The sequence below is a fragment of the Achromobacter sp. 77 genome, assembly GCF_020541125.1.
Taxonomy (GTDB): domain Bacteria; phylum Pseudomonadota; class Gammaproteobacteria; order Burkholderiales; family Burkholderiaceae_B; genus Achromobacter; species Achromobacter mucicolens.
Map to the genome: position 1 here is coordinate 4,600,339 of NZ_CP059848.1, position 24,805 is coordinate 4,625,143.

The following is a 24,805-nucleotide window of genomic DNA, read 5'->3' on the forward strand; positions in this document are numbered from 1 at the left end:
GGTGGCGCCGTCCAGGACGGTTATACACGAGCCGCCGCGCGCATCCTTACAGCCTTGGCGCGTAGCGCACCGTCAGCATCACGTTGCGCGGCTCGCCGTAATAGTTGTTGCTGGACAGTGTGTTGTAGGAAGGCACGTAATACTTCTTGTCGAACACGTTGTTCACGTTCAGGCCGAAGCTCAGTTCCGGCGTGGCCTGGTAACCCACGCGCGCATTCCAGATTGTGAATCCCGCCAGCTTGAACGCACGGTCCGAACTGATCGTGGCGGTCTGCGTATTTACGCCGGCGCCCACGCTCAGGCGGTTCAACGCGCCCGGCAGCCTGTAATTGGCCCACAGTCGCAGCATGTGCTTGGGCGTCCAGGTGCTGAAGACCTTGCCCTGGTTGTCCGGATCTTCCAGGAACTTCGTGGTGTTGTAGGCATAGCCCGCATACAGTTCCAGCCCCTTGACCACCTCGCCGGAAATCTCGGCTTCCACGCCCTGGCTGCGGACCTTGCCGGCCGCGCGCGAGCAGTACCAGCCATTGCAGGCAAATCCGGCGTCGTAATCGTTGACGGCGCGGTTCTTGTGGTCGTAGCGGAACAGCGCAAGCAGGGCGTTGACCCGGCCGTCCGCCAGTTCGCCCTTGACGCCGACCTCGTAGTTGTTGCCCTCGATCGGCTTGAGCAGGCTGCCCGATACGGTGCGCTGGGTCTGGGGCTCGAACACCGTGGTGTAGCTGCCGTAGACCGACCAGTTGTCGGTCAGCGAATACACGATCCCGGCGTAGGGAATGAAACGGCCAGACGTGGAGGATGTCGTCGTGTCGCCGCCCCCGCTGTAGCTGTAATCGAACCAGCCGACGCGACCGCCGCCGATCAGCGCCAGGGATTGGGTGGGCTTGACGCGCCACGTGCCATAGACGCCCTTCTGCCGGATGTCGTAGGCGCTGCGCGAATCGTAGCCGCTGGCCTGGGCGATGGAGTCCATGTCCTGCCATGGACGGTGGTGATCAAGATCGAAGATATTGCCGCCGCTCTCCCAGGCACGGGTGAACCGGTCATTCGTCGTGAGCTTGGAATAGTTGGCGCCAACCACCACCTCCTGCGCCATGCCCCAAGCGTCGAAGTCGCCCGCCACCGACATGTCCATCCCGCGCTGGCGGCTTTTGAAATCCACGCCGAAGTTGCCGTAGTTCAGACCGCTGCCGTCGCGCTGTACGGCCCCGGCAACGCGCTGGTGCACGGTCGTGTTGTCTTCGTCCATCGCCACGCCGGCAACCCTGAAACGCCACGATGCGTTCAAGCGATGCGTGACGTCGGCATTGAAGATGGTCTGGTCGTTGGTGGCGCGGTTCCAGGTCGAGCCGGTGAACGTCGAGCGCGGCAGATCGATGCTGCCACCGTCTTCGAACCGCGGATAACCGACGAACATCGGCCGCGACCGGCTGTACCGGTTGCTCACGCCAAGGCCTACCGTCGTCGCCTCGGTAACGTCGAAATCCAGCGCGGCATACAGGTTGCGCGTCTTGTCCCACACGTAATCGATGTACGAATGGCTGCGATCCTCGTCCAGCACGACCCGCCCGCGCAGCGTGCCCGATTCATTGAGCGGGCCGCCTGCATCCAGCGTCAAGCCATAGTGATCCCACGACCCGGCCTTGCCCGTCACGACCACCGACGGCTCCGCGCCACCCCGCTTGCGCACCAGGTTGATCGCGCCGCCCGGGCTGCCCGCGCCTTGCAACAGGCCGGCTGCGCCGCGCAGGATTTCCACGCGGTCATAGAACACCAGCGAGTCCTGCTCCCAGTTGCCCAGGCTGTAGCTGTTGCGCAGCAGGGACACGCCATCGTATTGCAAGAGGTCGACGGGAAAACCTCGGGAATTGATCGCGACGCCGGCGCCCACGCCCTGCACGCCCACCATGCCCGCCGTGTTGTTGACGGCGTCGGGCAGGCTGGTCATGTCCTGGTCGTCCATCCGCTGGCGCGTCAGCACGGTGATGGATTGCGGAATGTCTTTCAGCGCCTGCGCCGTCTTGCCGATGGTGACCGCTGGCGACGTATACGAACCCGTCCCGTCCGTCGTGGTGTTGTAGGTGCCCGTCACCATCACGGGCGCCAGTGTCGCGGTCGTCTCGGCGGGCGCCTGCCGCAGGCGGTATCCGCCCTCGGCGCGGGCCACCGCCTGCAGTCCCGTGCCCGCCAGCAGGCGTTCCAACGCGGCCTGCACGCCATACGTGCCCGTCAGACCCCGCGTCATGGCGCCGGCCGTCAGACCGGGATCGGACGCCACCATCACGCCCGCCTGCACGCCAAACGTGCCGAGCGCCGCGCTCAGCGGACCGGCGGGAATGCTGAACGCCACCGTGCGCTGCGCCGGGGCCTGGGTCTGGGCGTGCACCGGCGCTGGCGCCAACACGGCCGCCGCAACCCAGGGCGCGAGACGGCGCAATGCGATGCTCAGCGCCGTGCGCCGCAGGGATGGACGGACAAGGGCCGCGGCGCTCGCGGCGCGGACAGGACGAGGTGACATGAAAGGGTTCCCAGGCTCATGAAGGATCGGCGCAGCCTCAAGACACGGGCTGCTTTTCCTACATGAAGCGCGAGATCGGGATATCCGCCGTTGCGGTTACAAAAAAGCCCGCTGCCACCGGGAATCGCCCTGCAACGAGGCGGCTCACGTCCGGCTCACCGTCACCCAGTAGCGGGTGTAGCGGCGCACCCGCACCGGAAGGATTTCCTCAAGCATGGCCAGCACCTTGTCGGTGTCAGCCAGCGGGAACGCGCCCACCACACGCAGCCCGGCCGCCTCGCCGGTGCAATGCAGCAGGCCCGGCCGGTAGCGTCCGAGTTCATTCAGGAATTCCGATAAGGGCATTTCATTCGCGATCAGCATGCCGTCAAGCCAAGCGGACGCGCCCGGTTCCAGCGTCCGCGCCGCAAAGCCGCCGTCCACGGTGAATTCCGCCTGTTCGCCCGCCCGGACGCGCCGCGGCGCCGCGTCCGGCGCCAAGCCGCGCACGTCCACCGCGCCTTGCAGCACCGCCACCCGCATGCGGCCCATTTCCAGATCGCGCACCACAAAGCGTGTGCCCACCGGCGTCAGCACGCCGCCGCGCGTGCGTACGCGGAACGGCCGGCCATTCGCGTCCGGCGCAGTTTCGATCAGGATCTCGCCTTGCAGCAGCACCAGTTCGCGTTGGCTGGCGGTATAGCGCAGGTCGACCGCAGTGCCTGCGTTCAACTGCACCTGCGTGCCGTCGGGCAGCGTCACCGACCGGCGTTCACCGGTGCCGGTGCGCAGGTCCGCGGACAACTGGCGGATCGTTTCACGCTCGCTGATGGCCCAGCCGCCCAGGCCCATGCCAACGGCCGCCACCATCAGGCGAATCGCCGTGCGACGCGATTGGATCAGCGGCGCCTGCGCCAGGGTGCGCGACGCCACCGACGGCCCGGCCTGCGCCACGCCCGCCGCCACGTCGCGCGTCAATGCGCCAAGCCGCTGCCAAGCCAGCTCGTGGGCGGGCGCCGCCCGACGCCATTGCTCGAAGCGATCCCGGTCTGCGGCGCTGACATCTTCGCGCAGACGCGCCCACCAGTCCGCCGTTTGCCGGATCACCTTGGGGTCGATGGCGCCCGCCTCGGGTGCGTGCGGCCGCAGCAGCTTGGCGTTGTCCATGGAACCGGGACTCAGCCGTACACGGCCGTGTAGCAGTGCACCAGCGCGCGCGCCAGCGACTTCTGCACGGCGTTGGGCGTCAGGCCCAGGGCCTTGCCGATCTCGGCATAGGAAAGGCCGTCGATCTGCGCCATCAGGAAGATCCGGCGGCTGGTCATGGGCAGGGTGTCCAGCAGTTCGCAAACCTCGGCAAGCGCCTCCAGAATCAGGGCGCGGGCCTCGACCGAAGGCTCGACCGCCACGGGCTGCAGCGCCAGCGTCTCGGCATAGGCGGCCTCCAGCGCGGCGCGGCGTGCCCGGCCGATCAGCAGACGCGTGGCGATGGTGCGCAGATAGGCGCGCGGCTCATTGAGCGGTTCGCGGACATTGGCGCAGATCAGTCGTTCGAACGTGTCGTGAGCCAGGTCGGCCGCGTCCGACGCATTGCCCAGCTTGCGTTGCAACACGCCACGCAGCCACTGGTGATGGGCTTGGTAAACGGACTGCACCTCTGCATGAGAGGCAAACGAGGAGGATGGCATGACGGTGCGGCCCGGCGTCACCGCCTGAGAGCAAAGACAAGATGAAAATGATTCGCAATTATAAGTGCGGTTTTCGTCTTTGCAAGGCGTGGCCCGCCGGCAGCCGTCTGGCCGCGCAGCCTAGTAATCCATCGGCACGTGGCTCTGCGCGGCGCGGATCTCCTGCAGATGCCGTTCGGCCTCCTGGCGCTCGACGGCGGGGGGCAAGGCGCGCCAGCTCACCAGGTTGCCCGGTGTCTTCACGGGCATCCACCCCAATACGCTGTACAGCGAAATCGCGGTGCCGCCCGTGTCCAGCCGCGTCTCGTAATAACCCTGACGATCCGGCACGGTATCGCCGGGCGTCCAATCCAACTGAGACATCCAGGTCTCCTCCTGGTGAAGCGTGTGCGCTAGGCGCCGCCGTCTACGAAAGAGCGGCGTTCCTCCGATCGTATAGCGTCCGGCCAGACTTGTCCCCGGTCAAAAAGCCGGGACAACGCATTATTGACAGAGGGGAATCCCTAGGCCGACCGCATTTTTTTGGATTGCTAAAGCCCGATTTCAGGCGCTAGCATGCGGCAACGGATTTTTACCCGCCGGACGGACACGGGCCGCCCGCTCCCCCTGCGCCCCTACGACGGCAATGCCGAAATCGATCTTCCCGCAGTACCCGAGGGATCGGCTGGCCGCTTTGGCAAGCGCCAATTCCCTGCGCGCCATCCGCGAAGGCCTGCTTTGGGCCATGCCCTGCCTGCTGGTGTCCGCGCTGTTCCTGGTGCTGTCCGTCTGCGCCCGGCTGCTGGGCCTGCCGGGCGGCATTGCCGATGCCCTGGCCGACCTGCACGGCGCGCTGTCCGCCGTCATGCCGCTCCTGGCCGGCACGGCCATCGGCTACATGCTGTCGATCCGCCACCGGCTGCCGCACCTGCCCACCGCGTTGCTGTGCCTGTGCCTCGTTGTCATCGCCGAACGCCTGCTGGCGCCCTACCCCCGCGCGGCGTCCACGCTCACGCTGTTCATCGCGATCGTGATCCCGATCGCGGCCGTGCCGCTGATGGCCTGGCTGCACCGGCGCCGCTGGACGCAGCTTGCGCCGGACGGACTTATCGGCGAGAACGTGCGCGACTCGCTGAACATGATCGTCCCCGGCCTGCTGACCGCCGGCCTGGTGATGGCGGCGTTGTCTGCCGCGCTCTCGATCCCGGCGGTGGCGCAGGTCGACATCCCGCTCAGCATGGCGTCTCTGGACAGTCCGTACAGCGCCGGCGCGATCGTGGCCGCGTTGAATTCGATGTTCTGGTTTTTCGGCATCCACGGCGCGCACGCCATGGCGCCGATCATGGACGTGCTGGACCAGGCCACGCGGCTCAACGCCACCAGCGTCGCCGCCGGCTACGAAGGTGCTATGCGCTGAACGGCACGCTGCTGGGCGCCTTCGTCTTCATTGGCGGCTCGGGTGCGACGTTGTCGCTGGTGGTGGCGATCCTGCTGTTCTCGCGCAGCGATTCGCTGCGGGTACTGGCGCTGCCAAGCATCCCGTATCGCTCCTGAACATCAACGAGATCCTGCTGTTCGGCGCCACGCTGACCTCGCCGGCTTACCTGGACAGGTTGATCAAGGTGCTGGACCAGACGCGGGGCCAGGTCTCGGTGGAGGGGCGCACTGGTGATGAGCGGCCTCTTGCGGTTCTGCGAGGCATTGAACCTGCAGATCATTGTCGAGGGCGTGGAAACCGATGGTCAGTTGTCCGCGTTGGCGTCCAGCGCGGAGATCATCGTGCAGGGCTGGTACTACAGCAAGGCGGTGTCCGGCGAGCATGTCGTGGACTTCGCGCGCCGGCGGCAGGAAGGGCCTGCCCTGCCGGCGAACCTGCCCGAAGCAAAGGCTATTTGATGCCGATGAACGGCAGCGCCGCGCCCGGCACCTGGGTGGACGGCAGCACGCCATCCCACTTTTCCACGGCGTTCAGGCTGACGAGGTTGGTGTTGGCGGCCAGTGCCTCGGCCTTGGCGCGGATCGAGGCTGCCTCGGCTTCGCCGCGCATGCGGATGCCGTCGGCTTCCGCGGTGAACTGCTGACGGCGCGCGTCGGCTTCGGCCTTGGCCTTGACCACCTGGATCTCGGCGGTGATCATCGCCGTTTCCTTTTGCTGGCGCGTGGTTTCGATCTGCACCTGGGCCAGCATGCGCTGTTCGATCGAATGCTCGTAGGCCTGCGAGAACCCCACTTCCTCGATCTGAACGCCCACCACCTGGACCGGCGCACCTTCCATCGTCTTGAGGACGGCGTTGTTCACATCCAGGCCGAGCTTCTGGCGCTCCTGGATGGCGCGCACGGCCGTGTACTGGCCGAACACATTCTTCACCGCGTCCGGCGTCTTGCGCTCGAGCACGCGCATCTGCAGATTGGCGATGGTGCCGTATTCGGAATAAAGCTCTGCGACGTGCTCGGCCGGCACGCGGTAGGTCACCGACACGCGCAGCGTGGCCGGCTGCTGGTCATAGCTGTAGGCCTCGAGCTTTTCAAACACGAAAGTGTGGTCGCGCACGGACACCGTCATCACGTTGTCGATGAACGGCGTCTTGAAATCCAGGCCGGGTTCGGCCACGCGCACCAGCTTGCCGTTGCGCAGCACCACGCCGCGCTCGCCCTGATCCACCTGGAACCACGAGCCGAACGCGATGAACAGGATCAGCAGAAAGATGAGCGCGGTGCCAATGGCGAATGTCAGTTTGCGCGGCTTGACCGCGCCGATCGTCTTGACCATCTGGATATCTGTCGGCTTCATCTTCACTTCCAATCCCTGTCTGTTCTTTTGCGTTTACGGTCCGAGAGCACCGCTGCGATGCCGCGCGCGAGCAGATAGGCGATGACCGCCGCCCCCACCAAGATCAGGAAATACCGCATCGAGCGTCCCCCCCGGGAAAGAAGGACGGGATTCTAGCCCGCAACGGGCGCGCTGCCGCAGGCGGGTGTCAACGTAATGTGGCGATACGTTTCCGAACGTTTCACGCAGCGGAATTTCGGCTGATTTACGCCCCGTACCAGCGCAATCCCAAGCGGGACAGCGGATCGGGATAGTCCCAGAACGCGTGGTCCAGCGTCTCCATCTCTTCCTGCTCCGCCTCGGTCATCGCCCCGTAGATATCGTTGAGCTGCACCACCTCGGGCGAGGCCTCGAAACGGTCGATCAGCGCGCGCATGCGCGAGAGCACGTCCAGCATGTGCACGGCCCCGATCTTGCGCAGCGCCTGCAAGGCCAGCTGGCAGGTCTCGTCGCCCCAGTTGCACAGAAACTGCATGAAGCCGCCATTGTTGATGTCGGCCTCCATCCGCCACAGCGCAACCAGTTCCTGGTCGGTGGGCGACAAGCGGTCAAGCTTCCATCCGGCTGCCTGCAACGCCGCCATGGCCTGCTCGTATCGCAGGTCCCACAGCAGATCGTGCACGTTGAGCATGCCCTGCGGCACCGGCGCGGCCAGCGCGGGCCACACGACGCCGTGCCCGTCATCCACCAGTTGCCACGCCTGCCGCGCCTCGGGCGTGGCCTCATGCAGGCGGATATGCCGCCGGATCGGCTCGCTGACCTCGCGGCCGTCTGCAAGCGTCAACAGCACGTGCGTATCGGTCAACGTCAGGGCAGTGATGCGGTAGTCGGGAGTCGGCATTGCAAGGGTCCGGCATGACAGGAAAGCGCAAGACCCTACCGGATCGGCGCGGCGCTGTCGAGGCGCGCCCGTTGCCGGGGCGCATCGCGCCGCATCCTGTTACGGCTCCCTGTTCACCCATCTGCTACGTTAAACAGGACCGCGCCGGGGTCCCATCCGGCGCGCTTGTCGGAGACCGACCATGCCCCGCCCTTCCGAGTCCGCTCCCCTCATCGGAGTGGTCCCGCCGTACATGCTGGACCGGCTTGCGCAGCACACCGATGCGCGCGTCAGCATGCCTGCCGTCAAGACGATGATCATCGATCAGCAGCAGCGCAGCCTGCGCGAGATGGCGGGACAGCCGCCTCGCGCAACGCTCGCGCCGGCGCGCCAGGTGGCGCCGGCGGGCACGCCCGACCGCGCCGTGCACGACGCCGGCAACGGCACCACACTGCCCGGAAAGCTGGTTCGCGCCGAAGGCGCACGACCCAGCGGCGACCCCGCGGTGGACGAGGCCTACGCGCATCTGGGCTCGACCTACAAGCTTTTCTGGAATGTGTACAAGCGGCACTCCATCGACGCGCATGGCCTGCCGCTGATCGGCACGGTGCATTACGGCGAGGACTACGAAAACGCCTTCTGGAACGGCGCGCAGATGGTGTTCGGCGATGGCGACGGCGAGATCTTCAACCGCTTCACCGTCGCGGTCGACATCATCGGCCACGAGCTCACCCATGGCGTGATCGACACCGAGGCCGCCCTCCTCTACCAAGGCCAGCCCGGTGCGCTGAACGAATCGCTGTGCGACGTGTTCGGCGCGCTGGTCAAGCAGTATTCGCTGGGGCAGACGGCCCGGGAGGCGGACTGGCTGGTCGGCCAGGGTCTCTTCACGGAAAACGTGCAAGCGCGCGCGCTGCGCTCGATGGCCGAGCCGGGCACCGCGTACGACGATCCGGTGCTGGGCACGGACCCCCAGCCCGCGCACATGCGGGACTACGTCGATACGCCGCGCGACAACGGCGGCGTGCACATCAACTCGGGGATTCCGAACCGCGCGTTCTATCTGGCCGCCACGGCGCTGGACGGCAATGCGTGGAACGGCGCGGGGCACGTCTGGTACGACACGCTGTGCGACAAGCGCCTGCGCCACGATGCCGCGTTCAAGGATTTTGCGGGCCTGACGCTGCTGGTCGCCGGCGAGAAACACGGAGCGGACGTGCGCCGCGCCATCGACGAGGCCTGGAAGGCCGTAGGCGTGCTGCCATGATCGAACTGCCGCCCCTCGACCTTGCCCAGCTCGTGCGCCTCAGCCGCGAGGGCGGCCTGGCATACCTGCCCGGCCTTGCCCAGCCGCGCCGTATCGACATGGCCACCTGCCCGCCTGGCGTGCGGCAGGAGGTCTGCGACGCGATCCTGCATGCCGCCCCGAAAGCCATGCCCGGCAGCGCCGGCGCGGGCGGCGATCAGCGCTACTTCCACGTGGAAGTGGAATTCGAAGGCGCGGATACCGCGCGGGTCACTTTTGACGTGCCGGAGGCCGATGCGCCGGAAACGCTGGTGCGTCTTTGGAAGCGCCCGCCCGGCCAATCTGAATAGCGCGCCCCGCATACAGCCCGGTCACCGCCATGACGGCGCACAACGCCGCGCACACGCCCAACGCGGCGCCCCACCCGCCCAGCTTGTCATGCAAGCCGCCAACCAGCGCGGGGCCGGTCGCGGCGAACAGGTAGCCGGCACATTGCGCCATGCCCGACAGCGCCGCGGCCTGCTGCGCATGGCTGGCGCGCAGTCCCACGAACGCCAGGCCCAAGATGATGCCCGCGCCGGTGCCCAGGCCCAGCAGCGCGATCCACAACGCGCCCCACGTGGGCGCCGCGATCAGGCCCGCGAACGCGACGCACGACGCGCCTGCCGCGCAGAACGCCGCGACCCGCTGGTCCCTCAACCGGCGCAGTAGCGGCGCCATGAACAATGCGGGCGCCGCGGACGCGAGCTGCATGAATCCATGCAGCGATCCGGCGCGTTCGGCCGAGTAACCCGCGTCGCGCAAAATGGCGGGCAACCAGCTCACGGCCACATAGAACACGAAAGAATTGATGCCCAGGAACACGGTGACCTGCCAGGCCAGCGGCGAACGCCACAGGCGCACGCCGTGCGGCGCGTGGGCGGTGGTCGCGGCGGGCGGCGTGTGGCCCGCAAGCTGGGGCAGCCACAACAAGAGGCTGATCAACGGCAGCGCCAGCATGCACAGCGTCGAAAACCGCCAGCCGCCCAGGGGCAGATTGGCAAGCGGAATCGCAACGGCCGAGGCCAGTCCCGCCGCAAGACCCATCGTCAGCACGTAGGCCGACGTCAGCCCCGCCAGGCGCTGCGGGAAGTCGCGCTTCAACAGGCTGGGCAGCAGCACGTTGCCCAACGCGATGCCCGCCCCGATGATGGCCGTGCCCGCGTACAGCCCCACCGCCGCGCCCATCGTGCGGATCACGATACCCCCCGCGACGAGCAGCATCGCCGCAAAGAGCGTGCGCTCCAGGCCAAACCGGCGCGCAAGCCCCGCGGCGAACAGCGACACCCCCGCGAAGGCCAGCAGCGGCAGCGTGATGAGCATGCCGGCCGCCGCGGACGACAGGTCCAGCTCGGCGCGGATCAGGCCAATCAGCGGCGGCACGCCGGTGAACGGCGCGCGCAGGGCCATCGCAATGCAGAGAATGCCCAGGATCAGCAGCGCCGGGCGGCTGGGTGGCGTCGAAGGACGGGATACGTGCATGGTCACTCGGGCGTCGGCAAAGGGAAACGGAAAGGCCACCAGCTTACGCGCCGCGCGCCTTACCGAATTTCGAGATAATGACAACCTTTCCCGCAATTCGGCCACATTCCCCCTTTGCAGCGCCGACGCCCATGCGCACGCCCGACACGCCGCCCGCCCCCTTCGATCCCGATTCCGCCACGCAATGGGCGTTCGCCATGCCCGTGCATGCGGCCGAGCAGGACAACGAATCGCCGACGCACCGGCATCACATGGGCCAGCTTGTCCTGGCGCTGCGCGGCGGCGTCACCTGCTCGGTGCCGCAAGGCCTGTGGATGGTGCCGCCGCAGTGTGCGGTCTGGATCCCCGGCGGCGTGCCGCACAGCAACCGGGTCACGGCCAATGGCCGCGTCTGCTTCCTGTTCGTGCCGGCCGACGCGCCGCGCCTGCCCACGGCATGCTGCACGCTGGCCATCACCCCGCTGGTGCGCGAACTGGTCGTGCACCTGGCCAACCTGGCGCCTGCCGACGCGGCGGCGCCCGCCAACCGCAGACTGGCCGACGTGCTGATGGACCAGCTATCGCAGATGCCCACCGAGCACCTGCACCTGCCCATCTCGGATCATCCGCGCCTGCGCGAAATCGCCGGCGCGTTGAACGCGGATCCGGCGGACCGCAGCACCGTCGCACAGTGGGGCAAGCGCGTCGCCATGAGCGAACGCACGCTGGCACGGCTGGTGCAGCAGGAGGTCGGCATGAGCTTCGGCCGCTGGCGCCAGCAGCTGCACATCATCCTGGCGCTGCAACGGCTGTCGGCGGGCGTGTCGGTGCAGCGCACGGCCGAAGACCTGGGCTACGAGTCGGTCAGCGCCTTCATCACGATGTTCAAGAAGACGCTGGGCAAGACGCCCGCGCGTTACTTCGCGGACAAGAGCGACCCGCAGGCCACGCCGCCATGAACGCGCGCGCGGGCTACGCCTGTCTGGAACCGGCCACGATGAACAGGCGGGGAAATGGCAGCAGCACGGTGCCGTCGGCCAGCGCCGGATAGGCCTGCTCGATCAACGACTGATAGCGCGCCAGGAAACTGGCCTGCTCGGCGGCATCCAGCTTGTCCAGATAGGGCCGCAAGGCCGTCCCCTTGAACCACTCGACCACGGCGGCGGCGCCCGCGAGCGGATGGTGGTAGGTCGTGCGCCACACGTCCAGCGTGCCGCAATGCGGCTTGAGAAGTTCGTAATACCAGGCCGCGCTGTGACGCGGCGGATGCTTGACGCCGCCCGTCTTGGCCGCCCAGGGCGCCTCGCCCGCCACCTGCCTGGCCAGACGATGCGCGGGTTCTTCCAGGTTGTCGGGCGTTTGCACCGCCAGGCTGCCGCCGGGGGCCAGCTTGGCCACCAGCGCGGGGTACAGCGTCTCGTGGTCGGGCACCCATTGCAGCGCGGCGTTGGCAAGGATCACGTCGTAACGCTGCGGCGGATTCCACGTGGCGATGTCGGCCAGTTCGAACGACAGCGCCGGCAAGCGCTTGCGCGCCGCATCGATCATGTCCTGCGAGCTGTCCATGCCCGAGATCTCGGCGTCCGGATAGCGGCTGGCCAGCACTTCGGTGGAATTTCCCGGCCCGCAGCCCAGGTCCACGGCGCGCTTGACGAGCAGATTGGGCAGGGCCGCCACCAGGTCCCGCACCGGGCGGGTACGCTCGTTTTCAAAGGCGGAATACTGCTTGGCGGACCAGCTGTTCATGATCGTTCCTTGCGTGGCGATGGGGGTAGCGCCGACTGTACGCCTCGCCTTTTCCGCTGACAAATTCATCGTGGCGTCGCTTGCCATATCGGCTGCATATGGACTGCACAAAAAGGCCGCCATAAAAAAGCCCGCCGGTTGTCGCCGGCGGGCGGTTGGAAGGCGGGACGCCAGGATTACTGCGGCTTCAGTTCATCCGAGCGGGTTTTCCACAGCGAGAACAGCACGCCGCCAAGGATCAGGCTGAAGGTCACGCCCAGCGAAATCGCGGGAGGCACCTTGCCGATGAAACCGACCAGGAAGATCTTCGTGCCGATGAACACCAGGACCAGAGCCAGCGCGTACTTCAGGTAATGGAAGCGGTGGATCATCGCCGCCAGGGCAAAGTACAGCGCACGCAGGCCCAGGATCGCGAAGATGTTGCTCGTGTACACGATGAACGGGTCGGTCGTGATGGCGAAGATCGCGGGCACCGAGTCCACGGCAAACACCAGGTCGACAAACTCGATCAGCACCAGCGCCAGCAGCAGCGGCGTCGCGTAACGCACCTTCTTGGACGTGGCCGGGTCAACCTCGGTCACCATGAACGCGTTGCCGCGCAGGTCGTCCGTGACTCGCATGTGACGCTTCAGGAACTTCAGGATCGGATTCGTGGCGATGTCAGGCGTCTGGTCCGCGATCATCCACATCTTGATGCCCGTGAACACCAGGAACGCGCCGAACAGATACAGCAGCCAGCCGAAGTTGCTGACCAGCGCGGCACCCAGGCCGATCATGGTGGCGCGCAGCACGATCACGCCCAGGATGCCCCAGAACAACACCCGGTGCTGATACTGGCGCGGGATCGCAAAGAAGCTGAAGATCAGCGCGATCACGAACACATTGTCCATGGACAGCGATTTTTCGATCATGAAGCCCGTGTAGTAGGCCATGCCGCTTTCCGCGCCCATGTTCCACCAGACCCAGCCGCCGAACAGCACGGCCGCGGTGATGTAGCCGGCAGACAGCAACAGGCTTTCGCGCACGCCGATCTCGCGGTCTTCCTTGTGCAGCACGCCCAGGTCAAAGGCCAGGAGGCTGACGACGATACCGATGAAGAGCAGCCAGCTCCAGGTTGGAGTGCCAAGGAAATCGGCGTTGAAGAAGGTGATCAAAGTGTCCATGATTGCCCCGCTAGATTCGAAGGTGCCCATGATCCCGCTGTGCCTGGAATGGAGAAATCAGCCTGAAAGTGAGTTAAGGTTCGAAAAAACCGAAGTGAGCCGACATCCATGCTGAACTACCGCCACCTGTATTACTTCTGGATGGTTGCCAAGGAGGGCGGGTTTTCCCGCGCCGCCGAGCGCCTGGACATGGCCATCCAGACGATCAGCGCCCAGGTCCGGGAACTGGAAAAAAACCTGGGCCATCAGTTGCTAAAGCCAGCCGGGCGTGGCGTGGCGCTGACCGACGCCGGCCAGGCGGCGTTCGCCCGCGCCGAGGAAATCTTCCAGATCGGGCAAGTGCTGCCGCAGGAAGTGCGCGCGGCCGCCACCAAGCCCGTCGTGCGGCTGTCGGTGGGCCTGTCGGACGGCATCTCCAAGCTGGCGGCCCACGCCTTGCTGGGCCCCGTGCTGCACACGCCCGATCTGCACCTGACCTGCCATGAAGGCGAAGTAGAGGAGCTGCTGGGCGAGCTGGCGCGGCATCACCTGGATCTGGTGCTGGCCGGCCAGGGCGCCCCCGCCAACCCCAACCTGCGGCTGACCAGCGACCGCCTGGTGTCCTCGCCCGTGGACTGGTACGGCCCCGCCAAGCTGGTGCGCAAGTCGGACACGCTGGATTTTCCGCGCTGCCTGGAGCGGCTGCCGGTGCTGCTGCCCACGGGTCACTCGGTGCTGCGACAGACGCTGGACCGCTGGTTTGCCGAACAGAACGTGTATCCGAACGTGGTGGGCGAATTCGAGGACAGCGCGCTCATGTCGGTATTCGCGGCCCGGGGCCTGGGCGTGTTTCCCCTGAGCCGCCTGGGCGGGGACGACGTCGCGCTGTTGCGCGGTCTGCGGCCGCTGGCGCGCTGCGAGGACGTGCACGAGGAAATCCACGCCATCCGCAACCGCCGCGGCCAGCACCATCCCCTGGTCCGTGAGATCCTCTCCCAGGCCAAAACTTCGGTTTTATCTTAATGTTTGTCACATCCACTCTGGTTTTTCGGAAATAGAATCCCCGCTATCGTGGCGGTTCTTTTTGAGTCATCGGAGTACCACATCAATGAAGAAAATCATCTGGCTCGCTTTTGCCGTCCTCGCGGCGCTCTGGACCGGGCTGGTGGCGCTGACCCTGCAACTGACCGACTGGGTGCTGGCCACCATTGCCACGACACAGGTGCCCGGCACCGCCGTCGACACCTCGCAATGGGTTGCGCCGGCCTGGGCGGCCCCCTGGGTGGATCCGGCATGGCTGGAATCGCTGCAGGGCGGCCTGGTCTGGGCCGCGCAGGGTCTTAACCAGGTGCTGCCCTTCGCAGGCAGCCTCGGCACGCTGATCTCCGTGCTCGGCTGGATCTTCTGGGGCTTCATCATGGCCGGCCTGCTGGTGGTTGCCCTGATCTTGCACTGGCTGGCTGGCAAGCGCGAGCAGCAGGCCCCGGGGCGGCAAGTGGTGTAAAAAGGGGGCAGGCAACGCGCCGCCCGGTACGCTGCCCTTACCCGGAGCGTGCCGTGCTGTCTCGATCTACCCGCTGCCTGACCCTGCCGTTTTCGGCGCTGCTGGCCTGCGCCGGCGCGGCGTCCGCCCAGGCAGCGTCTCCCCACGGCGTGGCGGTCTGCACCGTGACGGGAACATCGGGGCAGTACAGCGTGCGGGTGCGCAACACCAGCGACAGGACGCTCTCGCACGCCGACGTGGTGGGCGTGCACCTGGATGCCGCCGGCCAGGGCGGCGCGCAGGTCACCGTCAACCTGCAGGACGTGCCGCCCGGCAAATACAAGACCGCCGTGCTGGCGCGCCCTGGCGAATCCGCGGCGCTGGTCAGCATCGCCACCTACCAGACCATCGACGGCGTCGACACCCCCCAACAGGAACTCTACGCAGGCAAGGTCGCCCACGTCGCGCATGGCTCGGCCCTGCAATACACGTTGGCGCCGCTGGCCTTGCGCGGCTGGACGGTGGCCTATGGCACGGCGCAGAGTCCCAAGCTGGAACCCGGCAGCGCCGTGCTGCTGATCTATCCCGCCCGCACGGGCAAGAAACGCGACGTCACGCGACCCGACGCCGGGCGCGCGCCGGCGGACGTGGTGCCGCTTGCGCCCTGCCCCGCCGTTCGCGGGAACTAACCGCGGTCCTTGACCGCGATCACGTGCCGCTCAAGAGGTCGCGCTCGTTCAGGAGCGCATAGACGATCTCGGGCCGGTTGTCGAAACCGCGCCGAATCGCAGCGGGCAGCGACGCCCGCGTCTTGCGGCACAGGCCGGGCAATTCTTCCAATTGAATCGAGATGCCGCGCGAGGTCCGCACCTCGTTTTCGCTGGGTGTGATGTGGATCACGATGCCAAGCTGGGCCTGGATGCGGCCTTGCATGGCCCGCAGGTCGTCCAGGCTGGTGATGTTTTCCAGCCGCGCGACCAGGCGTTTTTCTTCTTCCCGGGTCAGCCGCAGGACGCGCAGGTCGGAAGCCGGATTGGCCAGCAACCGGTCCCGGTCGCACACACAGGCGCCGGGAGGGCATTCTTGGCGGATGGGAAACGGCAGGTTCATGGGGACGGTGCGCCAGCCACGACGGCGCGGGACGGTATCTTCCGGATTCTAACCAGGATGAACGACCGCCCGCCCACGCGCACTGCTCGTTTACCCGCAAGCGCGGGCCGCACCCGCCCCTTTTCCTCTACCAGTAATAGTTCATGCTCAGCATCGCCTCGCGCTCCATGCCGCGGAACGTGTAGGTGTAGTAACGCTTGTCGAATACGTTGTTCACGTTCAGGGCGATGCGGTAGCGCGGCGTTTCATAGGCGATGGCAACGTCGGCCAGCGTGAAGGCCGGGTTGTATTGCGTGGTGCCGTCCGCCGCGGTGTTCAGCGGCGCCTTGCCGCGATAGCGCAACCCGCCACCCAGCATCAGGCCCTGAACCTGCTGCGGCCGGTAATCCAGCCACAGGCTTGCCGTCTGACGCGCGGTCTGCGTGAGTTGGCGGCCCACGTCCTGCAGGCGGTTGCTCTTGGTCGTGCGTGGGTCGATGTAGGCGTAGCCGGCCATCACGCTGAGTTCACGCGAGAGCGGAAACTTGGCCTCCAGTTCGACGCCGGTGGAACGCACCTCGCCCGTCTGCACGCTGAATCGCGGATGGTCCGGATCCTGCGTTGTCACATTGGTCTGGCGGATGTCGAAGACGGCTGCGGTCAACAGCGCATCCGTGCCGGGCGGCTGGTACTTCACGCCGACTTCATACTGCTTGCCCTCGCGCGGCTTGAACGCCGTGCCGTCGAACTGCTTGCCCGTGATCGGATCGAACGCCGTCGAATAGCTGACGTACGGCGCCACCCCGTTGTCAAAGAGATAGAGCAGGCCCACGCTGCCGGTGGTGGCCGAGTCGCTGATACGCGGTTGCGTGATGCTGGTCTGGGTAGTGCGCACGAAGTCGCGGCGCAGGCTCACGTTGCCGACCCAATTGTTCCACTTGAGCTGGTTCAGCGTGTAGATGCCGGTCTGCTTCAGGTCCGTGCGCGACGGGTCCAGCTCGGGATAATCGATGTTCTGGCCATAGACCGGCGCATAGATGTCCAGGTTGGGCACGTCCCAGCCAAAGCCCAGCGCATCGTTCTCCTTGTAGCGCAGGTAGTCCACGCCCAGCGCAAAGGTGTGCTGCAGGCCGCCCCACTTGAAGTCGCGAGACGCGCGGCTGTCCACGGCGAAAGTCTTGCCGTTGGTGCGTTGGGCGAGGCTGCCGCGCGTGACCGTGCGCCGGTCATCCAGCAGGTCCATCGCGTAGATGTGCCGGTAGTCGATGTCGATCTCGGAATAGCGCAGGTTCTGGCGCAGACGCCAGCCGTTGTCCGTGTCGTGCTCGAAGGCGTAGCCGATGGACTTCGTGTCGCGGTCGAAGCGGTCGAAATCCGGATCACCCGCGGTGCGGCTGAGCGGCAGGTCGCCGATCTCCGGATAGGTATACAGATTGGGCCACCAGCTCTTGGGCGTCGCACGCTCCTTGGAGTATGTGCCCAGCAGGGTCACCCGGGTCTGGTTCGTGATGTTCCACAGGATCGAGGGCGCCACGGATATCCGGTCGTCGCGCGAACCGTCCGTGCGGCCGTCGCTGTCGCGGCCCAGCACGTTCAGGCGATACAGCACCTTTCCTTCGCCGTCGAAAGCACCACCCAGGTCTGCCGTGAGCTGACGGCGGTTGTACGTGCCGTAGCTGGCGCCGACGCTGTTGACGTGATCCGCGGAGGGCCGCTTGGAGACCACGTTGATGACACCGCCCGGCCGCCCCTGGCCGAACAGCACCGACGCGGGCCCCTTCAGCACTTCGATGCTGTCGAGCTCTTCGATGTTGTCGTTCCAGGACGCATAGGTGCCGGTCGACAGCTGCTTCAAGCCATCCTTGAAATAGGCGCTGCCGTCGCTGAAGCCGCGAATGACGGCGCCCGTCATCCGCGCATCGCTCGAGCCCGACACCTCCGTCTGCACGCCGGGCGTGTAGGCCAGCGCGCTTTCCAGGTTGCGCGGCGCCTGCACCTTCAACTGCTCCTGCGTCACGATCGACACCGAACGCGGCGTCTCGATCAGCGGCACGTCCAGCTTGCCGCTCTGGCTGGACAGGGCGACGTAGCTGTCCGCCGTTCCCACCGCCACGCCATGCACCGTCACCGGCTCGAGCTGCGCGGAGCCGCCGGACGGCGCGGTCAGGGATACATTGCGGCCATCCCGCTGGAAGGCAATGCCGGTGCCCGCGAGCAACCGGCGCAGCGCCTCGTCCGGCGTCAACTGTCCCGCTACCGCCGGCGCGGTGCGGCCACGCACGGTCTCGGGCAGATAGAAGATCACCAGCGACGCCTGCTCGCCCAACTGCAGCAGGGCATCGCCCAGCGGCTGCGCCGTGATGCTGATCTGCACCGGCGCGGTCTGCGCCACCGCATCGTTGGGCATGGCGCCCCACGCCAGTGCCAGGGAAATCGCCAGCGCGCCGCCCGCGCCGTGCGCACCGCGCCTTGCGGCCTTACGCGCCGCTGCGCGCTGCTTAACTTGCTTGTCCATCATCAGAAGAAAATTCCGGTACAACTGCCCGCGCTGTGAGCGCCCGACACCCTTGGCCAAAGGTTGCTTCCAGGGTCGATCGGCATCTCGCGTACGACCCCTTTCATCGGATAGACGCCGCAAGCCGGAAAAAACCGGAATGATTCTCGATAGAATATTTGAAACAAAATAATTCTGAACACCGACGATCGCCCCTTCGCTTCCGAAAGCGGGAGTGGCCAGCAGCGGCGCTAGCGCGGCGCCAGGACTGCGCCGCCCCCGGCCGGATACAGCACGATCACCGGGGCGATGTGAGGCAGCACGTCCAGCACCGATTCGGGCTCGTCGATAGGCAGGGTGCCAGCCACGCGCAGTTGCGCAAGCTTGCGGTCGTCGATCCGCAACGGATTGCGCAGGTAGCGGTTCAGCTCCGCCACCACCTGTGCCAGCGGCGTATCGCGGAACACGAGCCGGCCGCGCTGCCAGGCCGTGATCGCCGCCACGTTTTCCTGGTGCGGCGCTTCCAGGGGCCCGCCGGGCGCGTAGCGCGCGGCGTAGCCTGCCGTCAGGTGGCGTGTGGTCCTGTTCCACCATGCGCCAGCGGAGAACGCCACGCTGCCCTCGTCCACCGCCAGCGCCACGGCATCGCCCTCGCGCCGCACATTGAAACGCGTACCCGTCACCCGCACCTGTGCCGCCCCTGCATTCACCGTAAAGGGCCGCGCCGCGTCCGGACTGACCGTGAACAACGCCTCGCCCGCCAGCAGTTCGACCTCGCGCCGGTCCGCGTACAGCGCGACCCGCAATTGCGTGTCGGTGTTCAGCTCCACGAGGGAGCCATCGGGCAAGGCCACGCGCTTGCGCTCGCCCCGCGCGGTCGCCAGCGATTGCGAGAAATCGGGCGACGGCGACCACAGCCGCGGGGCAATCACACCGGCAGCAAGCGTCAAGGCACAGGCCGCCGACAGCCCCACGGCGAACCTGCGGCGGCCTGGCCGGGCGGGCGCCTCGTCGGACCGCGCCAGGATCTCGCGCATCTCGTCTTGCGGCAGGCTATCCGCGACACGCCACACGGCCTGCATCGCGCGGTACTGGCGCGCGTGTTCCGGGTCCGCCGCCAGCCACGCGTCGAACGCGCGACGTTCTGCCCCATCCAGCGTGCCCAGTCGCTCGCGCGCGAACCAGTGCGCCGCCTGGTCGCGCGGCGTCGCAGGCGTGCGGGAGGCGTCCACGCGGGAATCAGTGCGGGGCATGATCTTGCAACCGGTCATGGATATGGGTCAGCGCGCGCTTCATGTGTTTTTCGACCATGCTCTGCGTCAACCCGAGTTTCTCGGCGATTTCGGCCTGGGTGTAGCCTTCGAGCTTGTTCCATAGGAACACCTGCTGGCATTTGAGGGGCAGCTCGGCCAGCGCCGACTTTAGCGCATCGGCAAGCTGCGCCGCGCGTATCGAGGACTCCGGATCCGCCTGGACGGGATGCTCGGCATCCGACAATGCATCCAGGCTCAGCACCTCGCGCCGCGACTGTCGGCGGAACTCGCCATTCAGACGGTTCTGGCTGGCGCCATAAAGGTAGGCCTTCGGGTCCAGCACGGCGGATTCGCCATTGCGCAGCATATTGGCCACGACGTCCTGCGCGGCATCCTCCGCGTCGTGCCGGCTCGTGCTGCGCCGGGTCCACGTCCCGATCAGCTCGCGGTAATGCGCGAGCCAACCTTTTTCGGAGGGCGGTGGACGGGACATGGAGAGCAGCAGAAAATCGCAGGCGGAAAGGGTCGCATTATCAATCATGATTCTCATTACGACAAACGAGACCTCGACGCCCTTTGCCGTAAGCTCCTGCCCTCGCCTTCCCTCCGGCATACGCCATGACATTTTCGATCTACCGATTTGCGACTCGCGCCGTGATGATTCTGGCCGCGCTGGTGCTGCTGGCGGCCTTTGCCCTGGCCGCGACTGGCCTGGTGACCGGCGCACGCCACGCGGACGTGGCCGTCGTGCTGGGCAACAAGGTCGAACCCGGCGGCCAGCCCTCGCCGCGCCTGGCCGCGCGGCTGGACCGCGCCTACGACTGCTATGCCGCCTCGCAATGCCGCATTCTGTTCGTCAGCGGCGGCGTGGATCCGGCCGGCACGGACGAAGCCGCCGCCATGCGCGACTACCTGCTGGCGCGCGGCGTGCCCGCGGACCAGATCGTCGTCGACAGTGCGGGGGTGGACGCGTGGGCCACCGCCCGTCACGCCAGCGCCTACATGCGCGAACACGGCTACACACGGGCCCTGGCCGTGACGCAGTATTTCCATGTGCCGCGCACGATGCTCGCGCTCAAGCGCCAGGGCGTGGCCGATGTCGGCGGCTCCTATCCGGCATTTTTCGAAATGCGCGACCTCTATTCCGTTTTCCGTGAACTGCCCGCCGTGGCGCTGTATATTTTCCGGCCGCTATAAGGGCGAACCATCAGGGCGCATCCGCCCGCCTGATCCATCCAGGACTTCCCATCGTGCTGATCTTCCACAACCCCGTTCACAACAAACACAGCGGCCGCCACGAAATGTTCCGCGGCAAACTGGTGCCCTGCCATGAAACGCCGGCAAGGCTGGCGTTCGTGCTGGACGCGCTGCGCCAGCGCGGCATCGGCGAACTGCGCGTGCCCGGCAGCCCGGACATGGATCTCATCAAACGGGTGCACACGCCGAGTTATGTGGACTTTCTGGCAAGCGCCTGGAACGAATGGCTGGCGCTGGATCCGGCCAATGCCGATATCGACGTGCTGCCGTCGATCTGGCCGGTGCGCGGATTTCGCCACGACATCGAGCCCACCAATTTCGCGGCGCGCGTGGGCCTGTTCTCGTTCGATAGCGGCTGTCCGCTGACGGCCGGCACGTGGGAAGCGGCCACCGCGGGCGCCGCCTGCGCCATCGACGCCGCGCGCGCCGTATCCCAGGGCCAGGGCCTGCGCGCGGCAATGGCGTTGACCCGGCCGCCCGGCCATCACGCCGGTCCGGACTTCTTTGGCGGCTATTGCTTCCTGAACAACGCGGCCCTGGCGGCGCAGGCGCTGCGCGACGCGGGCGCACAGCGCGTGGCCGTGCTGGACGTGGATTATCACCATGGCAACGGCACGCAAAGCATCTTCTACAACCGTGGCGACGTGCTCACCGTGTCGGTCCACGGCGATCCGACCACCGAGTATCCGTTCTATCTGGGCTATGCAGACGAGCGCGGCGAAGGCGCGGGCCAGGGCTGCAACCTGAACCTGCCGCTGCCCGCCGGCAGCGACTTCGCGGCCTGGACGGCCGCCTTGCAGCAGGGGATAGACGCCGTGCGCGCGTTCAAGGCCGACGCGCTGGTCGTCGCGCTGGGCGTGGACACCTACGAAGGCGATCCGATTTCGAAGTTCAAATTGAAGAGCGCCGACTATCTGCAGGTCGGTCAGATGCTGGCTGGGCTGGGGCTGCCCGTGGTGTTCACGATGGAGGGCGGCTATGCGGTCGCGGACGTGGGCATCAACGTGGCGAATGTGCTGGAAGGGTATCTGGGCTGAACCGTCTGGAAGGTCTGAAAGGTGTCTGACACCCTATGCACACCGCGGCAAACCCGAGACCGTCTCCCCAGGGTGTCAGACACCGCTGCGAAACCGCAGCACCCATTCAATCGCGCGTCTCAAGCACCTTGTTGATCCGCAGCGCCAGCAGCGTGCACGCCACGCCCGACAGCAGGTACACGCTGACCGCCACCAGCCCGAATCGCGCGGACAGGCCCAGTGCCACCACCGGCGCGAACGCCGCGCCGACCAGCCATGCCATGTCGGACGTCAGCGCCGCGCCGGTATAGCGGAACCGGCGCGTGAAGTTGGCGGTGACCGTGCCCGACGCCTGGCCGTAGGACAGTCCCAGCAACGCGAAGCCGATCAGAATGAACGCGTCCTGCGCCTTCGGGCCACCGCCCAGCAGCCAGGGCGACACCACCGCAAACACGCCGATCAGCATGGCCAGCAGCCCCAGCGTCGTGCGCCGGCCGATGCGGTCGGCCAGCCATCCGGAGGCGATCGTGCCCAGGATGCCGATCACCGATCCAATGATCTGCACGATCAGCACATCCGAAATCTGTTGCGTGCCGCTGACAGCGATCCACGACAGCGGAAAAACGGTGACGAGGTGAAACAGCGCATAGCTGGCCAGCGCGGCGAAGGCGCCGATGAAGAGGTTGTAGCCTTGCTGGCTGACGATCTCGCGGATGCTGATGGGTTCGAGTTCGCCTTCTTCAAGCAGCTGCGTGTATTCCTCGGTCACGACCAGCCGCAGCCGCGCAAACAGCGCCACCACGTTGATGGCAAACGCCACGAAGAACGGATAGCGCCAGCCCCACTCCAGAAAGTCCGACTGCGTGAGCGTCACGTGCAGATAAAGAAAAAGCGCGCTGGCCACCATGAAGCCGACTGGCGCGCCCAGCTGTCCCATCATCGAATACCAGCCGCGGCGATTGGGCGGCGCATTCAGCGCCAGCAGCGATGGCAGGCCGTCCCACGATCCGCCGAACGCCAGCCCCTGCAGGCAGCGGAACACGGCAAGCAAGGTGATCGCATGCACGCCGATGGATTCATAGCCCGGCAGAAACGCCATGCCCACGGTCGCCGTGCCCAATACGAACAAGGCAACGGTCAGCTTGGTGGCGCGGCCCCAACGGCGCTGAATCGCCATCGACACGGCCGTGCCGATGGGACGCATGATGAAGGCAAAGGAGAAGATGACGAAGGCCCAGAGCGTGCCTTCCAGCGGGGCTTCGAAGGGAAAGAACACCTTCGGAAAAACCAGAACGCAGGCGATGCCGAATACGAAGAAATCGAAGTATTCCGAGGCGCGTCCCACCACCACGCCCACGGCGATCTCACCAGGCGCCACCTTGGCGTGGCTGGTCCCGCCGCTGATCGCCCCAGGTCCGGAAACGGGAGAGGGATGACCAGGATATTGCGTGGTGGTCGACATGGATTCGCTCGCAAAAAAAGGATCTGAATACGCCTTGTCTACGATCTTGCAACACACCTGCATGACAGTACGCGCATCATGCCGCGCGCCGCAAGCCTTACGGCCCAGGACGCCTCCGCATGCGCGGCCGTGCATACTTTTGCTCTTTTTACCCTAGATTTTTCGCGGCTTCCAGCGTAGTGTTTCGTTTACTTCGCACGGTTACGTTTCGGGGTATGACTATGTCGTCCTTCGCAAGGCTTCGCGGATTGATCCTGTTTGCCGCCCTGCCGCTGCTCGCCGGGTGCAATGCGGTCTTGCTCTCGCCGTCGGGCGACGTGGCCGTGCAACAACGCAACCTGATCATCATCTCCACCGGCCTGATGCTCATCATCATCGTGCCGGTGATCATCCTGACCTTGCTGTTCGCATGGCGCTATCGCGCCAGCAACAAGGACGCCGCCTACGATCCCGACTGGAACCACTCCACCATGCTGGAGCTTCTGATCTGGGCTGCGCCGCTGCTCATCATCATCGCGCTCGGCGCACTCACGTGGGTCAGCACCCACCAGCTCGATCCCTACCGCCCGCTGGCGCGCCTGTCCGAAGGCCGCGAGGTGCCGCCCAACACCAAGCCGCTGGTGGTCGAAGTGGTCGCGCTGGACTGGAAGTGGCTGTTCCTCTATCCCGAGCAAGGCGTGGCGGCGGTAAACGAAATGGCCGCGCCGGTGGATCGTCCCATCCAGTTCAAGATCACCTCGTCATCGGTGATGAATTCATTCTTCGTGCCCGCGTTGGCCGGCCAGATCTACGCGATGCCCGGCATGCAGACTACGCTGCACGCCGTCATCAATCACCCCGGCGAATACGAGGGCCTGTCCGCCAACTACAGCGGCTCGGGGTTTTCCGGCATGCGCTTTCGCTTCCATGGCCTGGACCAGAAAGGCTTTGACGACTGGGTCGGGCAGGCGCGTAAGTCGCAAGCCACACTGGACCGCGCGGCGTACCTGAAACTTGAACAACCCAGCGAGCGCAACCCGGTGCAGCTTTACGCCACCGTTGCGCCGGGCCTGTTCGACGCCATCGTGAACCGCTGCGTCGAGCCCAACCGCATGTGCATGCGCGACGCGATGGCCATCGACGCCCAAGGCGGCGCCGGCATTCCGGGCGCGCACAACCTCACTACCCTGGATCCTCAGACGCGCGAGCGCCTGGGGCTCACCGAAATGCCGCCGCGCAAGTACGTGGGCGCCATGTGCACGGCCTCCGAAGGTCTGGTGCTGTAGCGCGGCAGGTTTTTCGGCACGGCACGTGCGCCATGTAA

26 protein-coding genes are annotated in these 24,805 nt (G+C 66.3%); 11 read left to right on the forward strand and 15 right to left on the reverse strand.

Features of this window, described 5'->3' with window-relative positions:
* Positions 1-46: 46 nt before the first annotated feature.
* The 4 genes from H4P35_RS21400 to H4P35_RS21415 all read right to left on the reverse strand — a co-directional run bounded on the left by H4P35_RS21400 (position 47) and on the right by H4P35_RS21415 (position 4,548).
* Positions 47-2,518: a TonB-dependent siderophore receptor gene (locus H4P35_RS21400; protein ID WP_226846926.1), complete on the reverse strand. Its 2,472-nt coding sequence runs from the start codon at positions 2,516-2,518 to the stop codon at positions 47-49.
* Between the two features lie 144 nt (positions 2,519-2,662).
* A complete protein-coding gene (locus H4P35_RS21405; RefSeq protein ID WP_226846928.1) occupies positions 2,663-3,664 on the reverse strand; it encodes a FecR domain-containing protein in 1,002 nt (333 codons plus the stop codon).
* An 11-nt stretch (positions 3,665-3,675) separates the two neighbouring features.
* Positions 3,676-4,152 carry a sigma-70 family RNA polymerase sigma factor gene (locus tag H4P35_RS21410; protein ID WP_226846930.1) on the reverse strand — a complete coding sequence of 159 codons (477 nt, stop codon included), beginning with the start codon at positions 4,150-4,152 and terminating at the stop codon, positions 3,676-3,678.
* Positions 4,153-4,305: 153 nt separating this feature from the next.
* A complete protein-coding gene (locus tag H4P35_RS21415) occupies positions 4,306-4,548 on the reverse strand; it encodes a hypothetical protein (RefSeq protein WP_056326242.1) in 243 nt (80 codons plus the stop codon).
* A 262-nt stretch (positions 4,549-4,810) separates the two neighbouring features.
* Between H4P35_RS21415 and H4P35_RS21420 the strand changes: the two genes are divergently transcribed.
* Positions 4,811-5,581 (forward strand): PTS transporter subunit EIIC, encoded by a 771-nt coding sequence (locus H4P35_RS21420; protein ID WP_226846932.1) that lies wholly within the window; start codon positions 4,811-4,813, stop codon positions 5,579-5,581.
* Here the strand turns inward: H4P35_RS21420 and H4P35_RS27190 are convergent.
* Positions 5,571-5,702 (reverse strand): hypothetical protein, encoded by a 132-nt coding sequence (locus tag H4P35_RS27190; protein WP_255616158.1) that lies wholly within the window; start codon positions 5,700-5,702, stop codon positions 5,571-5,573. The genes H4P35_RS21420 and H4P35_RS27190 overlap by 11 nt on opposite strands.
* Positions 5,703-5,835: 133 nt before the next feature.
* Here H4P35_RS27190 and H4P35_RS21425 point away from each other — a divergent pair, with 133 nt between their 5' ends.
* The gene (locus tag H4P35_RS21425; protein WP_226846934.1) at positions 5,836-6,060 is read left to right on the forward strand and encodes an EAL domain-containing protein; all 225 of its coding nucleotides are present in this window, start codon (positions 5,836-5,838) and stop codon (positions 6,058-6,060) included.
* Here the strand turns inward: H4P35_RS21425 and H4P35_RS21430 are convergent.
* Both H4P35_RS21430 and H4P35_RS21435 read right to left on the reverse strand, forming a co-directional pair.
* Entirely contained in the window at positions 6,053-6,955 is a 903-nt protein-coding gene (locus tag H4P35_RS21430; protein WP_056326237.1) for a prohibitin family protein, read from the reverse strand. The genes H4P35_RS21425 and H4P35_RS21430 overlap by 8 nt on opposite strands.
* A gap of 244 nt (positions 6,956-7,199) precedes the next feature.
* Entirely contained in the window at positions 7,200-7,835 is a 636-nt protein-coding gene (locus H4P35_RS21435) for a DUF4375 domain-containing protein (RefSeq protein ID WP_226846936.1), read from the reverse strand.
* A gap of 181 nt (positions 7,836-8,016) precedes the next feature.
* Between H4P35_RS21435 and H4P35_RS21440 the strand changes: the two genes are divergently transcribed.
* A complete protein-coding gene (locus tag H4P35_RS21440) occupies positions 8,017-9,081 on the forward strand; it encodes a M4 family metallopeptidase (protein ID WP_180097978.1) in 1,065 nt (354 codons plus the stop codon).
* On the forward strand, positions 9,078-9,410 hold the full coding sequence (locus H4P35_RS21445) for a protealysin inhibitor emfourin (RefSeq protein ID WP_063952390.1): 333 nt from the start codon (positions 9,078-9,080) through the stop codon (positions 9,408-9,410). The genes H4P35_RS21440 and H4P35_RS21445 overlap by 4 nt, the downstream gene beginning before the upstream one ends.
* Here the strand turns inward: H4P35_RS21445 and H4P35_RS21450 are convergent.
* The gene (locus tag H4P35_RS21450) at positions 9,331-10,581 is read right to left on the reverse strand and encodes an MFS transporter (RefSeq protein ID WP_180097977.1); all 1,251 of its coding nucleotides are present in this window, start codon (positions 10,579-10,581) and stop codon (positions 9,331-9,333) included. The genes H4P35_RS21445 and H4P35_RS21450 overlap by 80 nt on opposite strands.
* 131 nt (positions 10,582-10,712) lie before the next feature.
* Here H4P35_RS21450 and H4P35_RS21455 point away from each other — a divergent pair, with 131 nt between their 5' ends.
* Positions 10,713-11,519, forward strand: coding sequence for a helix-turn-helix domain-containing protein (locus H4P35_RS21455; RefSeq protein WP_062839716.1), 807 nt, complete (start codon positions 10,713-10,715; stop codon positions 11,517-11,519).
* 13 nt (positions 11,520-11,532) lie between these two features.
* Here H4P35_RS21455 and tam read toward each other — a convergent pair whose 3' ends face one another.
* Positions 11,533-12,306: a trans-aconitate 2-methyltransferase gene (tam, locus tag H4P35_RS21460; protein ID WP_056326226.1), complete on the reverse strand. Its 774-nt coding sequence runs from the start codon at positions 12,304-12,306 to the stop codon at positions 11,533-11,535.
* A gap of 176 nt (positions 12,307-12,482) precedes the next feature.
* A complete protein-coding gene (locus H4P35_RS21465) occupies positions 12,483-13,469 on the reverse strand; it encodes a TerC family protein (RefSeq protein ID WP_056326978.1) in 987 nt (328 codons plus the stop codon).
* Between the two features lie 108 nt (positions 13,470-13,577).
* Between H4P35_RS21465 and H4P35_RS21470 the strand changes: the two genes are divergently transcribed.
* The 3 genes from H4P35_RS21470 to H4P35_RS21480 all read left to right on the forward strand — a co-directional run bounded on the left by H4P35_RS21470 (position 13,578) and on the right by H4P35_RS21480 (position 15,620).
* Positions 13,578-14,471 carry a LysR family transcriptional regulator gene (locus tag H4P35_RS21470; protein ID WP_062839719.1) on the forward strand — a complete coding sequence of 298 codons (894 nt, stop codon included), beginning with the start codon at positions 13,578-13,580 and terminating at the stop codon, positions 14,469-14,471.
* A gap of 85 nt (positions 14,472-14,556) precedes the next feature.
* Positions 14,557-14,952, forward strand: coding sequence for a hypothetical protein (locus H4P35_RS21475; protein ID WP_226846938.1), 396 nt, complete (start codon positions 14,557-14,559; stop codon positions 14,950-14,952).
* A gap of 53 nt (positions 14,953-15,005) precedes the next feature.
* Positions 15,006-15,620, forward strand: a complete 615-nt coding sequence (locus H4P35_RS21480; RefSeq protein ID WP_223572606.1) for a hypothetical protein — start codon at positions 15,006-15,008, stop codon at positions 15,618-15,620.
* A 19-nt stretch (positions 15,621-15,639) separates the two neighbouring features.
* Here H4P35_RS21480 and H4P35_RS21485 read toward each other — a convergent pair whose 3' ends face one another.
* From H4P35_RS21485 to H4P35_RS21500, 4 genes are all read right to left on the reverse strand, one after another.
* Positions 15,640-16,041: a hypothetical protein gene (locus tag H4P35_RS21485; RefSeq protein ID WP_056326215.1), complete on the reverse strand. Its 402-nt coding sequence runs from the start codon at positions 16,039-16,041 to the stop codon at positions 15,640-15,642.
* Between the two features lie 127 nt (positions 16,042-16,168).
* Positions 16,169-18,538 (reverse strand): TonB-dependent siderophore receptor, encoded by a 2,370-nt coding sequence (locus H4P35_RS21490; protein WP_226846940.1) that lies wholly within the window; start codon positions 18,536-18,538, stop codon positions 16,169-16,171.
* 227 nt (positions 18,539-18,765) lie between these two features.
* Positions 18,766-19,767, reverse strand: a complete 1,002-nt coding sequence (locus tag H4P35_RS21495; protein ID WP_226846942.1) for a FecR family protein — start codon at positions 19,765-19,767, stop codon at positions 18,766-18,768.
* Entirely contained in the window at positions 19,754-20,317 is a 564-nt protein-coding gene (locus H4P35_RS21500) for an RNA polymerase sigma factor (protein WP_226846943.1), read from the reverse strand. Before H4P35_RS21500 ends, H4P35_RS21495 begins: the two co-directional genes overlap by 14 nt.
* 68 nt (positions 20,318-20,385) lie before the next feature.
* On the opposite strand from H4P35_RS21500, the gene H4P35_RS21505 reads away from it, so the two are divergent.
* Positions 20,386-20,964, forward strand: a complete 579-nt coding sequence (locus tag H4P35_RS21505) for a YdcF family protein (protein ID WP_226846944.1) — start codon at positions 20,386-20,388, stop codon at positions 20,962-20,964.
* A gap of 53 nt (positions 20,965-21,017) precedes the next feature.
* Complete coding sequence (locus H4P35_RS21510; protein WP_304518350.1) at positions 21,018-22,061, forward strand: histone deacetylase family protein; 1,044 nt, start codon at positions 21,018-21,020, stop codon at positions 22,059-22,061.
* 106 nt (positions 22,062-22,167) lie between these two features.
* Here the strand turns inward: H4P35_RS21510 and H4P35_RS21515 are convergent, their stop codons facing one another.
* Positions 22,168-23,502, reverse strand: coding sequence for an MFS transporter (locus tag H4P35_RS21515; protein WP_056326974.1), 1,335 nt, complete (start codon positions 23,500-23,502; stop codon positions 22,168-22,170).
* A gap of 221 nt (positions 23,503-23,723) precedes the next feature.
* Between H4P35_RS21515 and cyoA the strand changes: the two genes are divergently transcribed.
* Entirely contained in the window at positions 23,724-24,767 is a 1,044-nt protein-coding gene (gene cyoA / locus H4P35_RS21520; RefSeq protein WP_226846945.1) for a ubiquinol oxidase subunit II, read from the forward strand.
* Positions 24,768-24,805 lie beyond the last annotated feature (38 nt).